Origin of the sequence: Pantoea sp. LS15, assembly GCF_012241585.1 — a bacterium.
Taxonomy (GTDB): Bacteria; Pseudomonadota; Gammaproteobacteria; order Enterobacterales; family Enterobacteriaceae; genus Enterobacter.
This window is the reverse complement of the sequence record NZ_JAAVXA010000002.1, coordinates 49,235-62,346: the sequence shown is the minus strand read 5'-3', so window position 1 is coordinate 62,346 and position 13,112 is coordinate 49,235. Positions and strand designations below refer to the sequence as shown.

Here is a 13,112-nt window from a genome sequence, read left to right as displayed (position 1 = left end):
CAATTACTCAGCCGTCAGCAGGTTCGCCACGGTACGCACACCCAGACCCGTTGCGCCCGCCGACCACTGCTCTACCGCCGCTTTACGGTACGTTGCTGAGCAGTCGATGTGCAGCCAGCCTTCCTGGTAGTTCTCAACAAAGTGAGACAGGAAACCGGCTGCGGTGCTCGCACCCGCCGGGTACGCCGCGCTTGCGGTGTTATTCAGTTCAGCAAAGTTGGACGGCAGCTGGCTGCGGTGGAACTCGGCCAGCGGCAGACGCCAGAACGGCTCGTTCTCAGCGGCAGCACTTGCCAGAAGGCGTGCGGCCAGTTTGTCGTCGAAGCTGAACAGTGCATGGTAGTCGTTACCCAGAGCAGTTTTTGCCGCGCCGGTCAGGGTCGCCATGTCGATGATCAGTTCTGTTTTTTGGGCAGAGGCGTCGATCAGGCCATCGGCCAGCACCAGACGGCCTTCAGCGTCGGTGTTCATCACTTCGACGTTTTTACCGTTGCGGTAGCGAATAATGTCGCCCAGTTTGAAGGCATTGCCGCTCACCATGTTGTCAGCACAGCATAGGTAGAGCTTCACACGCTTGTTCAGACCACGGGTGATAGCAAACGCCAGCGCGCCGGTAATGGTGGCCGCGCCGCCCATGTCGGACTTCATGGAATCCATGAACGCGCTCTGTTTCAGGCTGTAGCCACCGCTATCGAAAGTGATGCCTTTCCCGACCAGGCAAGCAAAGACGGGTGCTTCTTTATCGCCAGTTGGGTTGTAATCCAGAGCCAGCAGCACAGGAGGACGCTCAGAACCACGGCCTACAGTATGGATGCCCATGTAGTTTTGCTCGCGCAGGTCTTCACCTTTAGTGATGCGGTAAGACATTTTGTCGCCCGCCACACCGCACAGCAGGTCAACAGCACGTTGTGCCAGCTGTTCCGGGCCCAGCTCTTCTGCCGGGGCATTGATGGTGTCACGCACCCAGTCGATAATGGTCAGACGGCTTTCCAGCTCTTTCTGCCCCGCGGCATCAAGGTTCGCCCACTCAATTTTGCGGGTGCCTTTCGGACCTTTATAGCCCGCCCAGAACGCCCAGCTGCGGTCGGTGTCCCAGCCTTCGCCGTCGAGGGTGACATGCTTAATGCCCAGACCATCCACTTTGCGCGCTGCGCGCTGGATCAGGCCCAAATCATCTTTGCCCGTCAGGTGCAGGGTAATGCCGTCGTTGTTGATGCTGTACGTGGCTTTTTCTCCCCAGCGTGCGTCTGCAGGCTGTGTGGAGAGCGTAATCTTCATCGCTTCGGTCATTTTATTTATCCTTATTAGCAAACGGGCCGCCTGAAGGCAGCCCGTAAGGTGATTTATTCTGCTTCATCTAACCAGACTAACAGAATCGCCTCCAGAATTTTTTCATTGGATGCGTTTGGATCATCGTCAAAATCCTCTAAATCGCAGATCCACTGGTGCATGTCGGTGAATCGTACGGTCTTCGGATCGAGATCCGGGTTCGCGTCGTAGAGCGCTTCGCCGATTTCACGGCTGTCTGTCCACTTCAGTCCCATATTAATGCTCGCGTGCGTGGTTGATGGTGTAGCGTGGGAATTCCACGACCAGATCTTCATCGGTCACCAGCGCCTGGCAGCTCAAGCGGCTGTCTGGCTCCAGACCCCATGCTTTATCCAGCATGTCGTCTTCATCTTCGGTGCTCTCGGCGAGAGAGTCGAAACCTTCACGCACGACGCAGTGGCATGTTGTACAGGCACAGGATTTTTCACAGGCGTGTTCCACTTCGATACCGTTACGCAGGGCAACATCGAGAATAGTTTCACCGGTCTTCGCTTCCAGAACAGCACCATCCGGACAGAGGTCCGCATGAGGCAAAATAACAATCTTTGGCATATTAAACCTCGTCCACGGACTGGCCTTTCAGCGCGACGCGGACAGATTTGTCCATGCGGCGAGCAGCAAAGTCCTGTGTTTGTTTATCAACGTTTTTAATGGCTTCTTCTATTGCATCAGCGTCATCGCCTTGCGCTACGGCACTTAAGTGTGCGGCAGCGTCGTCAATGACCTGGCGCTCAGCGGCGCTTAACAGCGCGGCATCGGCAACGAGCGCGCCGTTCAGGCTTTCCAGCACGCGTGCGGCTTCAACTTTTTGTTCAGCCAGCATACGCGCCTTCACATCCTGCTCGGCGTAACTCATTGAATCCTGAATCATGGAGGCGATTTCGCCATCGGTCAGACCATAGGATGGTTTCACCTGAATAGACGATTCCACGCCGGTCGATTTTTCCATCGCCGTGACGCTCAGCAGGCCGTCCGCATCCACCTGGAAGGTGACGCGAATATGCGCCCCACCCGCTGGCAACGCCGGAATACCGCGCAGCGCAAAGCGTGCCAGAGAACGGCAGTCCTGTACCAGTTCGCGTTCGCCTTGCATCACGTGGATGGACATCGCGGTTTGACCGTCTTTAAAGGTGGTGAACTCCTGTGCGCGCGCTACCGGAATGGTGGTGTTACGCGGGATCACTTTCTCCACCAGGCCGCCCATGGTTTCTAAACCCAGCGACAGAGGGATAACATCCAGCAGCAGCATTTCGCTGTCCGGCTTGTTGCCAACCAGAATATCAGCCTGGATAGCGGCGCCCACGGCAACCACTTTGTCCGGGTCGATTGAGGTCAGCGGCGTGCGGCCAAAGAACTCGCCTACACGCTCACGCACCAGCGGCACACGGGTTGAACCACCCACCATGACCACTTCCAGCACCTCTTCAGCCTCAACACCGGCATCTTTCAGTGCACGGCGACAGGCCAGCAGGGTACGTTTCACCAGCGGAGCGATGAGGTCGTTGAACTGTTCGCGAGAGATGTCACCCTGCCAGCCCGCAACATTCACGGTGACAGACTGTGCATCACTCAGCGCAATTTTTGCTTCGATGGCCGCATCCAGCAGTTCACGCTGTACGCGCGCATCGCTGCGATCGCTGATGCCTGCCTGCTCGCGAATGAAATCGGCCAGCAGATGGTCAAAGTCATCGCCGCCCAGTGCGGAATCCCCGCCAGTTGCCAGCACTTCGAACACGCCACGGCTTAAGCGCAGGATCGAGATATCAAAGGTACCGCCACCGAGATCATAAACCGCAATCACCCCTTCCTGACCGGAGTCGAGGCCGTAGGCAATTGCCGCTGCCGTCGGTTCGTTCAGCAGACGCAGCACGTGCAGGCCCGCCAGACGCGCCGCATCTTTGGTACCCTGACGCTGAGCATCGTCAAAGTAGGCCGGTACGGTAATCACTACACCATCCAGATCGCCACCGAGCGTCGCCGTAGCGCGCGCTGCCAGTGCTTTGAGGATGTCAGCAGAAACACGGATCGGGTTCAGCAGACCGGCCGCGGTCGCGATCATCGGCAGGCCGTTTTCACTGGCCTGCAATTGATACGGTAAATGAGGGTAACGGGTCTGAATATCGGCCAGCGAGCGGCCCATCATGCGCTTTACCGAGCTGATGGTATTGGCCGGATCGCGCGCAGCATTGGCGCGGGCGTCATAGCCAACCACGTGACCCTGTTGCTGGTAGTGGACCACGGAAGGCAGCAGATGGCGGCCCTGCTCGTCAGCCAGCGTTTCCGCCAGGCCGCTGCGCACGGTCGCCACGAGAGAATTGGTGGTGCCCAGATCAATACCCACCGCCAGACGACGCTGGTGCGGTGCGGCACTTAAGCCAGGCTCACTAATTTGTAATAAGGCCATAATTGCTTCCGAAATTAAAAATCGAGCAGCTTTTCTTCGAGTTGTTCAGCACTGCTTCGCAGTTTATCGAGAAAACGGAGTTTGCGCACAGTATCTGCCGCCACGTCCCAGGTCTCGTTGTTCAGTTGCTCCACCATCTGCTGATGGCGGGTATCGAACATGCCTTTCACGCGTCTGATGAAGCTTTCCAGACGCGCTTCGTCTTTCGCCTGTTCAATCTCATCCAGCTCTTCACGCAGCTCCAGCTGTTCCATCAGAAACGCGGTGTCGCGCACGGTATGCTGTTCGCTCGCCAGATCGAAACCGTGGAGCGAGAGCAGATACTCTGCACGCGTTAGCGGATGGCGCAGCGTCTGCCAGGCCTGGTTGATGGTCGCGGATTGCGATACCGCAGCCAATTGCTCTGACTGAGTACCACTGGCAAATTTGTCCGGATGGTACTGACGCTGCAAATCCTGAAAACGGATCGTCAACGCCTGGAGATCAATCGGATATTGAGCGGGTAGTCCGAAGAGAGTGAAGTAATCCATAACAATCTCAGGGGTAGCCTGTTAGAACAAACCCCACGCGTAGCGAGTAACGCCACGGTGGGGTTTCGGATGACGCGCGGTTAAACGTGGAAGCTTTCGCCGCAACCACACTCGTCTTTGACGTTCGGGTTCGTGAATTTGAACCCTTCGTTCAGGCCTTCTTTTACAAAGTCCAGTTGAGTGCCGTTGAGGAATTGCAGGCTTTTACCATCGACCACCACCTTCACGCCCTTGTCTTCAAACACGGTGTCATCGGACGCCGGTTCATCAACAAACTCCAGTACGTAAGCCATACCAGAACAGCCGGAGGTACGTACGCCCAGTCGCAGGCCAAAGCCTTTACCACGGTTCGCCAGAAAAGAGCTTACTCGCGCGGCAGCGCTGTCGCTAAGGGTAATCGACATACTCAAACCTCAATTATTTTGCTTCACGTTTGCTTTTGTAATCCGCAATGGCGGCTTTGATCGCGTCTTCTGCCAGGATAGAACAGTGAATTTTCACTGGTGGCAGTTCGAGTTCTTCAGCAATATCCGTGTTCTTAATTGCCTGTGCTTCGTCCAGAGACTTACCCTTCACCCATTCGGTGACCAGGGAGCTGGAGGCAATAGCAGAACCGCAGCCGTAGGTCTTGAAGCGCGCGTCTTCAATGATACCTTCATTGTTGACTTTAATCTGCAACTTCATCACGTCGCCACATGCTGGCGCGCCAACCATACCGCTACCAACGCTTTCGTCGCTGTTGTCAAAAGAGCCAACGTTGCGCGGGTTCTCGTAATGATCAATAACTTTTTCGCTGTATGCCATGATTGAATTCTCCTTATATACCGATTAGTGATGTGACCATTCAATGCTGTTCAGATCCACGCCCTGCTTGAACATTTCCCACAGTGGAGAAAGGTCACGCAGACGGCCGATGGAGTTGCGAACCAGCTTGATGGTGTAGTCAATCTCTTCTTCGGTAGTGAAACGACCTAAAGAGAAACGGATAGAGCTGTGTGCCAGCTCGTCAGTCATACCCAGCGCACGCAGCACGTAGGATGGCTCCAGGCTTGCAGAGGTACAGGCAGAACCGGAAGAAACCGCCAGGTCTTTCAGCGCCATAATCAGCGATTCACCTTCAACATAGTTGAAGCTGACGTTGAGGATGTTAGGTGCGCCCTGCTCGAGATCGCCGTTCAGATACACTTCTTCCATATCTTTCACGCCGTCCCACAGACGGTTACGCAGCGTGCGCAGGCGTGCCATCTCGGTTTCCATCTCTTCTTTTGCAATGCGGTACGCTTCGCCCATGCCCACGATCTGGTGAACAGGCAGTGTACCAGAACGCATACCGCGCTCATGACCACCACCGTGCATCTGCGCTTCGATGCGGATACGTGGTTTACGGCGAACGTACAGTGCGCCAATGCCTTTCGGGCCATAGATTTTGTGGCCGGAGAAGGACATCAGGTCAACTTTCAGTTGGCTCAGATCGATAGGCAGTTTACCCACGCTCTGGGTCGCATCAACGTGGTAGATGATGCCGCGCGCACGGCACATTTCGCCGATGGTCGCGATATCTTGCACTACGCCAATTTCGTTGTTTACGTGCATGATGGAAACCAGAATGGTGTCATCACGCATGGCCGCTTCGAGCTCTTTCAGGTCGATGATACCGTTGCTCTGTGGCGCCAGGTAGGTGACTTCGTACCCTTCACGCTCCAGCTGGCGGCAGGTATCCAGCACGGCTTTGTGTTCGGTTTTGCTGGTGATGATGTGCTTGCCTTTTTTCTGATAAAAGTTGGCTGCACCTTTGATCGCCAGGTTGTCGGATTCGGTCGCACCGGAGGTGAAAACAATCTCACGCGGGTCGGCACCCACCAGGTCAGCAATCTGATTACGGGCGATATCCACCGCCTCTTCAGCATGCCAGCCAAAACGGTGTGAACGGGAAGCTGGGTTACCAAAGTTTCCGTCCAGGGTCAGACACTGCATCATTTTCTCGGCAACACGCGGGTCCACCGGCGTGGTTGCGGAGTAATCGAGATAAATCGGTAATTTCATTGCTCTTTAAACTCCGTACATCGCTTCAATGCAAGGAATCAGGCAACCGGCTGGATGTACGACCGAGTACACGGGGCGAGTCCTCGCCCCGGCCTGATTCTGAAATACTTATCTTTTTATTACGCGCGTAACTTAACGTCGATAGCGTCCTGCGCGCGGGTGCTGCGTTGTGAATCATGGCTGTGCTGACGACCAGAGACATCCAGAACTTCCTGGTTATTCACCAGCTCACCGAGGGTGATGTTGTTCAGGAAGCCGGTCAGACGGTCGCTCAGATCGCGCCACAGCGCGTGGGTCAGGCACTTATCGCCGCCCTGGCAGCCGCCTTTACCCTGGCAACGGGTCGCGTCAACGGATTCGTCAACTGCGCTAATCACTTCACCAACTGCAATACTGCCCGCGTCTTTACCCAGCAGATAACCGCCGCCTGGGCCACGAACGCTGGAAACCAGTCCATTTTTACGCAGTCTGGAGAACAGCTGTTCCAGATAAGAGAGGGAGATCCCTTGTCGTTCAGAAATATCAGCCAACGGAACCGGGCCCGCTTCGGAGTTGAGCGCAACGTCCAGCATCGCGGTCACGGCATAACGCCCTTTAGATGTCAGTCTCATGTCTTACTTAACCTCAAACTCGCCCCTGCCCGGGGTTTTTTATAGTAAAATGGGGTATTGCATAGCAGGGCCAAGTCTGACATTCCTGACTAAAATGGTCAACTATTTACTTGACTGTTTTAGTCAGGTATTTAACCTTCCGTGCCGTTTTACCTGGGTGCGGCCTGATGCCCTCACCCCGGCCCTCTCCCACGGGGAGAGGGAGAAAACAAACCGACACTACTCTTTATTCTTCTGCTCAATCGACGCCAGAATCCCGCGCAGGATGTTCAACTCCTGGCTTTCCGGACGCGCGCGGGTGAACAGACGGCGCAGCTTATTCATCACCTGGCCTGGATGGCCCTCGCGAATAAAGCCGGTTGAGAGCAGCGTCTGCTCAAGATGACCATAAAAGCGTTCCAGATCATCCACCAGCGGATAGGCGCCCTCTTCCTGAGTCTCAGTACGCTCATTTTCCTGCGTTGCCAGCCAGGCCATACGTACTTCGTAGGCGATAACCTGTACCGCCATCGCCAGGTTCAGGGAGCTGTACTCCGGGTTCGCGGCAATCGCGACATGGTAATGGCATTTTTGCAGTTCGTCGTTGGTCAGGCCAACGCGCTCGCGACCAAAGACCAGCGCAACGGGCGCCTGTTCAGCTTCTGCCACACTTTTCAGGCCGCATTCGCGCGGATCAAGCATTGGCCACGGCAGTGTACGGGAGCGTGCGCTGGTGCCCACCACCAGGCTACATCCCGCCAGGGCTTCATCGAGAGTGTCAACAATCTGGGCATTGCCGATGACATCACTGGCTCCGGCAGCCAGGGCAATGGCCTGTGAGTCAGGTTTCACCAGCGGGTTAACCAGCCACAGGTTCGTTAAGCCCATAGTTTTCATAGCGCGAGCAACAGAGCCCATATTGCCGGTATGCGATGTTTCAACCAGCACAATTCGAATGTTTTGCAGCATAGTGTTTAATGTCTGAATTCAGCGTCTGAAGAATATTCCGGCATATTATCATAAACGGGAGACAGATTCCGATCTCGCTGCTATACTCTGCGCCGATTTTCCTGTTCTTTAACATCCAGTGAGAGAGACCGATGCATCCGATGCTGACCATCGCCGTGCGCGCAGCGCGCAAGGCGGGTAATGTAATTGCCAAACACTACGAAACGCCAGACTCCGTAGAAACCAGCCAGAAAGGCAGCAATGATTTCGTGACTAACGTCGATAAAGCCGCAGAAGCGATTATTATCGAAACGATCCGCAAATCTTACCCACAGCACACCATCATCACCGAAGAAAGCGGTGAACATGAAGGTACCGATCAGGATGTTCAATGGGTTATCGATCCACTGGATGGCACCACCAACTTCGTCAAACGCCTGCCACACTTCTCTGTGTCTATCGCAGTACGCATTAAAGGCCGTACTGAAGTCGCTGTTGTATACGATCCAATGCGTAACGAACTGTTCACCGCAACGCGCGGTCAGGGCGCACAGCTGAACGGCTACCGTCTGCGCTGCAGCAATGCACGTGATCTGGACGGTACCATTCTGGCGACCGGCTTCCCGTTCAAAGCCAAACAGCACGCAACCACCTATATGAATATTCTGGGCAAACTGTTCACCGAATGCGCGGACTTCCGTCGCACCGGTTCTGCTGCGCTGGATCTGGCTTATGTTGCGACCGGCCGTGTTGACGGTTACTTCGAACTGGCACTGAAGCCGTGGGACTTTGCTGCGGGCGAGCTGATCGCGCGTGAAGCAGGCGCACTGGTGTGTGATTTCACCGGCGGCCACAACTATATGTCTACCGGCAACATCGTTGCGGGTAACCCACGCGTTGTTAAAGCCATGCTGGCCAACATGCGTGATGAACTGAGTGACGCGCTGAAGCGTTAATACCGAAAATTCCCTCTCCCTGTGGGAGGGGGAATAACAACTAAAAAGGCCGCAATCCCCTTCCCACCGGCACCGCGCTCATCCACATCGTTACCGCAGCCACCAGCAAAATCACCCCGCCTGCCAGCGCGAGCGTTGTCCAGCCGACTTGCCGCCACAGCACCGGCGCGCTATCACCACTGAGTTTTACCGCCAGTTGACGGAAACTGTGAACCAGCAGAGCCAGCGACGAAATGGTCAAAGATGTTCCCGCCGCCATGGCCAGTGCAGAGAGCATGCCCCAGCCAAACACGCCAATCACTTTACTGAACAGCAGCACCATGATCGCCCCCGAGCACGGACGCATGCCCATAGAGAGGACGATCATCAGACGCGCTCGCCAGTCATCCCCACTCTGCAACTGCGCCTGTGTCGGCAGGTGTTGATGCCCACAGCCACAGTGTTCGTTATGGATATGATGGGGAGTAAAGGCTTTGAATTTCGGCTTTTGCAGTAACACGCGCAATTTTTTCAGCGCGCGCCAGCAAAGAATCAGCCCCAACACACCTACCAGTGCATAACTTCCTTTCTCAAGCCAGAAACTGCTCAGATGTAACTGACGGGCCGGAAGCTGTAACAGCGAAAGCACCACCACAACCAGCGCAATCGCCACGCCGCCCTGAAGCAATGAAGAGGCCAGCGTCAGCGCAATGCTCGATTTAAGCTTCGACGGATGAGTGGCAAGCCAGGTAGTGATCACGATTTTGCCATGCCCTGGCCCCAGCGCATGTAATACGCCGTAGATAAAGCTGAACGCCAGCAGCGAGCCGCCTGCCTTCGTCGGATTCTCCGCCACCGCCTTCAGCAAACCACTCATCTGCTGGTTAAGCTCACGCTGCCAGATAATGCTTTTCATCATTACCTGAGGCCATACCTGCCATAGCCATAACGTACCGCAAACCGCTAACAGCGCAAAAATCGCCAGGGGCCAGAGATGCAGCCAGCGCCGCTGTTTTCGAATCTGTGAAGAGATCACTGACATTGCAATGTCACCTCCTGCGCGAACTGTTTACCCAACTCCATGTCTTCAGGCGGCGCATCTTCTTTATCGAGAGAAACCGCAAAGTTAAGTGTTTCTTCGCTGGGCTTTGGGGTATGAACGGAAATCTTGCAGGTTTTTTGTAATGATGCCGGAAGCTGCACATCGCTATCTCCGGCATAACTCATGTCGACATAGTAGGTAGGGTCAAAGGTCGAAAACGTGTATTTTTGCCCTGCCAGCGGCTGCGGATGTGCCAGCGGAAGCACAAACGTCAGCACTGCCTGATGCCCCTCGCGCGTCATACCGTACTCCGTGGGACGGTTCAGAAATTTGACCTTTTGCCCGTTATGCCAGAATTCAGTGAAATAGTGCTGACCAAGCACGTTAGCCATCACTTCCGCCGCCAGCTTTTTCCAGATTTCATCGCCGGGCTTTGCGTTTCCTGCATCATACAGCAGGTCAGCCGAGGTGATTTCATCCATCGTCCAGCGCATTTTCAGTCCACTTAGCTGAGTGCCGTCGGTGACCAGCTCGGTTTTCAGGTCGATAAAACTGTGAGGGTGTGCGCTGGCGGTGAAGGTGATAACCGCAAAAAATAGCGCCATCGCGCATTGTTTAACTGTTTGCATCAATTCCTCACGTCAAAAATTCTGTGATGTTCTCCTGCAATCCTGAATGAAAGGGCTGCCGGCGCGCTTTTCAGCGTCCATCATTTAGCTATTCTTATCAAACATTCACACTGGATACCCGACAGATGATGACGACGCTTGAAATTCCATCTGTGCTTTCCAGTTCGCAGCGCCGCTGCCAGGTGCTTTTGATGCTTTACCTGCCCGATGCTGTCGTCACCGCACAGAGCATAATCGCTGCCAATGGCGTGGACGACGCCATGGCACGGCAAGATATAGCCGAGACGCGCGATGAAATCCAGCGCTATCACCGGCTTGATATCGTCACGCACCATGACGGCAGCTACCGGATTGAAGGTACAGCCCTGAATAAGCGTTTATGCCTGCTGCACTGGCTGCGCAGGGCTCTGCGGCTGTGTCCACAGTTTGTCTCGCACCAGTTTACCCCTGCATTAAAAACCGCACTTAAACAGCATGGCATTGCTCGCCCACTTTATGACGATGCTAACCTGCGGGCGCTGATCAACTTCTGCTCACGGAAACTACAGCGCCAGTTTGAATGTCGCGATGTTCAGTTTTTACAGCTCTATTTGCAATATTGCCTAATCCAGCACCAGTTGGGGAACACGCCGCAGTTTTCCCACGTTCAGCGTAGCTGGACCCAGTCGAGAGGGGAGTATTTTACGGCGCAGGAGATCGTGCGTCACTGGAAACGACGCGTCCCACAAGGTGCTCACGGGGATGAACAACTGTTTCTGGCACTGTTGTTTATGATGCTTCGTACGCCCGATCCCGTGCTTGATAAACACCAGCAGGATCAGCGTTTACGCCGCGCCATTGTGCGTATGATTGCCCGTTTTCGTTCACAAACCGGAATGAATTTCAGCGATGAGCAAGGCCTGACCGATCAGCTTTATATCCATCTTGCTCAGGCACTGGACCGCTCACTGTTTGAGATCGGCATCGACAACAGCCTGCCGGAGGAGATCCATCGTCTCTACCCCCGACTTTTACGCACCACCAAAGAGGCGCTGTTTGAACTGGAGGCGGAATTTGGGCTACGTTTTTCCGATGAGGAGATGAGCCTGGTCGCGGTGATTTTCGGTGCCTGGCTAATGCAGGAAACCGATCTGCACGAAAAACAGGTCATTCTGCTGACGGGGGAAGATAAAGCCTGTGAAGATTTGATTGAGGAGCAACTTCGTGAGTTGACACTGCTGCCGCTCAATATTCGCTATCTGGCGTTGCAGACTTTCCAGAAAGAGGGGGCACCGCGCGAAGCCGCGCTGGTTATCACCCCCTATCCTACCGCTCTGCCGTTATTCTCGCCGCCGTTGATCCATGCCGTTGAAGCACTGAACACACAGCAGCAAGAACATATTCGCGCCATGCTGGAATCATAGTCAGGCGCGAGCGGTCACTTTAGGACGAACGATTATCGCGGGTAAAGCAACCAGCGCCATTACCCAGAAGACGCCATGCCCCAGATGCTGGTACAGAAAACCGGCGAAAACCGTCATGATCGCAATACTGCCGCCCATCGCAACTGCGGAATAAACCGCCTGCAGACGAATCACGTCCCCACCCTCGCGCGCCGAGATATAGCGCATCGCCGCCAGATGGCACACGGTGAAGGTACCGCAGTGGAGAATTTGCGCCACAATCAGCCACGGGAGTTCTGTCGTCCAGCCCATGATGCCCCACCGCACTACACCGCACAGGGCGGAAAGCAGCAGCAGGTCGCGCGCGCCAAAGCGACGGAACAGCTTTTTGCTCAGAGCGAAAATAACGACTTCGGCCACTACCCCAAGCGACCACAGATAGCCAACGGCTGATGCAGAATATCCCGCCCCCTGCCAGTAGATGGCACTGAAACCATAATACGCCGCATGCGCCCCCTGGAGCAGACACACGCACGCCAGAAAACGCCAGCTTTGTGCAACCAGGCTCCGCCAGGCAGGCCAGCCTGCGCTCTCCTGATGGCGGCTCTCCCCTTGCGGCATCACCGACGGTCGCAGCAGCATGCCCAACAACATCGAGGCAATCCCGATACTCAACAGAGCCAGGATCGCGCGGTAATCATAGAGACTGACCAGTTTACCCACCAGCGCAGAGCCAATCACAAAGGCAATTGAGCCCCACAGGCGCACGCGGCCATAGTCCATGGTGATCTGCTTTTGCCAGGTGTTCGCCAGGGCATCCGTCAGCGGTACCAGCGGTGAAAAGAACAGGTTGAAGCCGACCATCACCACCATCAGCCAGGCAAACTGGTGGCTGACCCAGAAGCAGGCGACAAAGACCAGCGTCAACAGAGCAAGAATGCGCAACGCCTTGATCAATAAGGAGGGATCGCTAACGCGCGGGGCAATCAGCAGGCTACCCAGGAAACGTGCCACCAGCCCGGCACCTAGCAGGATACCGATGGTCTCGGGGGTCAGGCCAATACCCTTAAGCCAGACGCCCCAGAAAGGCAGAAAAATACCGTAGCTAAAGAAATAGGTGAAATAACTGAGCGCCAGCCAGCGCGTGGAATGCAAGACCATGAATCCCTCCCGAAATCGAGGCCATAGTCTGGCGAGAATATAAAAATTAAGCAAGTCGATAGCCCGCTATAAATTAACGAAAAATTAACATAATGTGCAGTCGTCTGGCTTATGGCAGG

General features: G+C 55.1%; 15 protein-coding genes. 2 read left to right on the top strand and 13 right to left on the bottom strand.

Annotated elements, in window-relative coordinates; translation table 11 throughout:
* Window positions 1-3 precede the first annotated feature (3 nt).
* The 10 genes from pepB to trmJ form a co-directional block, all read right to left on the bottom strand.
* On the bottom strand, window positions 4-1,290 hold the full coding sequence (gene pepB, locus HED65_RS03760; protein ID WP_114977505.1) for an aminopeptidase PepB: 1,287 nt from the start codon (window positions 1,288-1,290) through the stop codon (window positions 4-6).
* 53 nt (window positions 1,291-1,343) lie between these two features.
* Entirely contained in the window at window positions 1,344-1,544 is a 201-nt protein-coding gene (gene iscX, locus HED65_RS03755; protein ID WP_003860650.1) for a Fe-S cluster assembly protein IscX, read from the bottom strand.
* Window position 1,545: 1 nt separating this feature from the next.
* The gene (fdx, locus tag HED65_RS03750; protein ID WP_014071345.1) at window positions 1,546-1,881 is read right to left on the bottom strand and encodes an ISC system 2Fe-2S type ferredoxin; all 336 of its coding nucleotides are present in this window, start codon (window positions 1,879-1,881) and stop codon (window positions 1,546-1,548) included.
* Window position 1,882: 1 nt separating this feature from the next.
* On the bottom strand, window positions 1,883-3,733 hold the full coding sequence (gene hscA, locus HED65_RS03745; protein ID WP_114977504.1) for a Fe-S protein assembly chaperone HscA: 1,851 nt from the start codon (window positions 3,731-3,733) through the stop codon (window positions 1,883-1,885).
* Window positions 3,734-3,747: 14 nt separating this feature from the next.
* Window positions 3,748-4,263: a co-chaperone HscB gene (gene hscB, locus HED65_RS03740; RefSeq protein ID WP_114977503.1), complete on the bottom strand. Its 516-nt coding sequence runs from the start codon at window positions 4,261-4,263 to the stop codon at window positions 3,748-3,750.
* An 80-nt stretch (window positions 4,264-4,343) separates the two neighbouring features.
* Window positions 4,344-4,667, bottom strand: a complete 324-nt coding sequence (iscA, locus tag HED65_RS03735; protein ID WP_003860659.1) for an iron-sulfur cluster assembly protein IscA — start codon at window positions 4,665-4,667, stop codon at window positions 4,344-4,346.
* A gap of 13 nt (window positions 4,668-4,680) precedes the next feature.
* Window positions 4,681-5,067 (bottom strand): Fe-S cluster assembly scaffold IscU, encoded by a 387-nt coding sequence (iscU, locus tag HED65_RS03730; RefSeq protein ID WP_003860661.1) that lies wholly within the window; start codon window positions 5,065-5,067, stop codon window positions 4,681-4,683.
* Between the two features lie 24 nt (window positions 5,068-5,091).
* Complete coding sequence (iscS, locus tag HED65_RS03725) at window positions 5,092-6,306, bottom strand: cysteine desulfurase (protein ID WP_008502157.1); 1,215 nt, start codon at window positions 6,304-6,306, stop codon at window positions 5,092-5,094.
* Between the two features lie 119 nt (window positions 6,307-6,425).
* Window positions 6,426-6,917, bottom strand: a complete 492-nt coding sequence (iscR, locus tag HED65_RS03720; RefSeq protein WP_008502158.1) for a Fe-S cluster assembly transcriptional regulator IscR — start codon at window positions 6,915-6,917, stop codon at window positions 6,426-6,428.
* A gap of 219 nt (window positions 6,918-7,136) precedes the next feature.
* Window positions 7,137-7,865, bottom strand: coding sequence for a tRNA (cytosine(32)/uridine(32)-2'-O)-methyltransferase TrmJ (trmJ, locus tag HED65_RS03715; RefSeq protein WP_114977502.1), 729 nt, complete (start codon window positions 7,863-7,865; stop codon window positions 7,137-7,139).
* A 131-nt stretch (window positions 7,866-7,996) separates the two neighbouring features.
* Between trmJ and suhB the strand changes: the two genes are divergently transcribed.
* The gene (suhB, locus tag HED65_RS03710; protein WP_013098296.1) at window positions 7,997-8,800 is read left to right on the top strand and encodes an inositol-1-monophosphatase; all 804 of its coding nucleotides are present in this window, start codon (window positions 7,997-7,999) and stop codon (window positions 8,798-8,800) included.
* A gap of 40 nt (window positions 8,801-8,840) precedes the next feature.
* Here suhB and HED65_RS03705 read toward each other — a convergent pair whose 3' ends face one another.
* Both HED65_RS03705 and HED65_RS03700 read right to left on the bottom strand, forming a co-directional pair.
* Window positions 8,841-9,821, bottom strand: a complete 981-nt coding sequence (locus tag HED65_RS03705; protein WP_114977501.1) for a nickel/cobalt transporter — start codon at window positions 9,819-9,821, stop codon at window positions 8,841-8,843.
* Window positions 9,812-10,450, bottom strand: a complete 639-nt coding sequence (locus HED65_RS03700; RefSeq protein ID WP_114977500.1) for a DUF1007 family protein — start codon at window positions 10,448-10,450, stop codon at window positions 9,812-9,814. The genes HED65_RS03705 and HED65_RS03700 overlap by 10 nt, the downstream gene beginning before the upstream one ends.
* A 125-nt stretch (window positions 10,451-10,575) precedes the next feature.
* Between HED65_RS03700 and csiE the strand changes: the two genes are divergently transcribed.
* A complete protein-coding gene (gene csiE, locus HED65_RS03695; RefSeq protein ID WP_108090915.1) occupies window positions 10,576-11,853 on the top strand; it encodes a stationary phase inducible protein CsiE in 1,278 nt (425 codons plus the stop codon).
* Here the strand turns inward: csiE and HED65_RS03690 are convergent, their stop codons facing one another.
* The gene (locus HED65_RS03690; protein ID WP_114977499.1) at window positions 11,854-12,993 is read right to left on the bottom strand and encodes a 3-phenylpropionate MFS transporter; all 1,140 of its coding nucleotides are present in this window, start codon (window positions 12,991-12,993) and stop codon (window positions 11,854-11,856) included.
* Window positions 12,994-13,112: the final 119 nt, after the last annotated feature.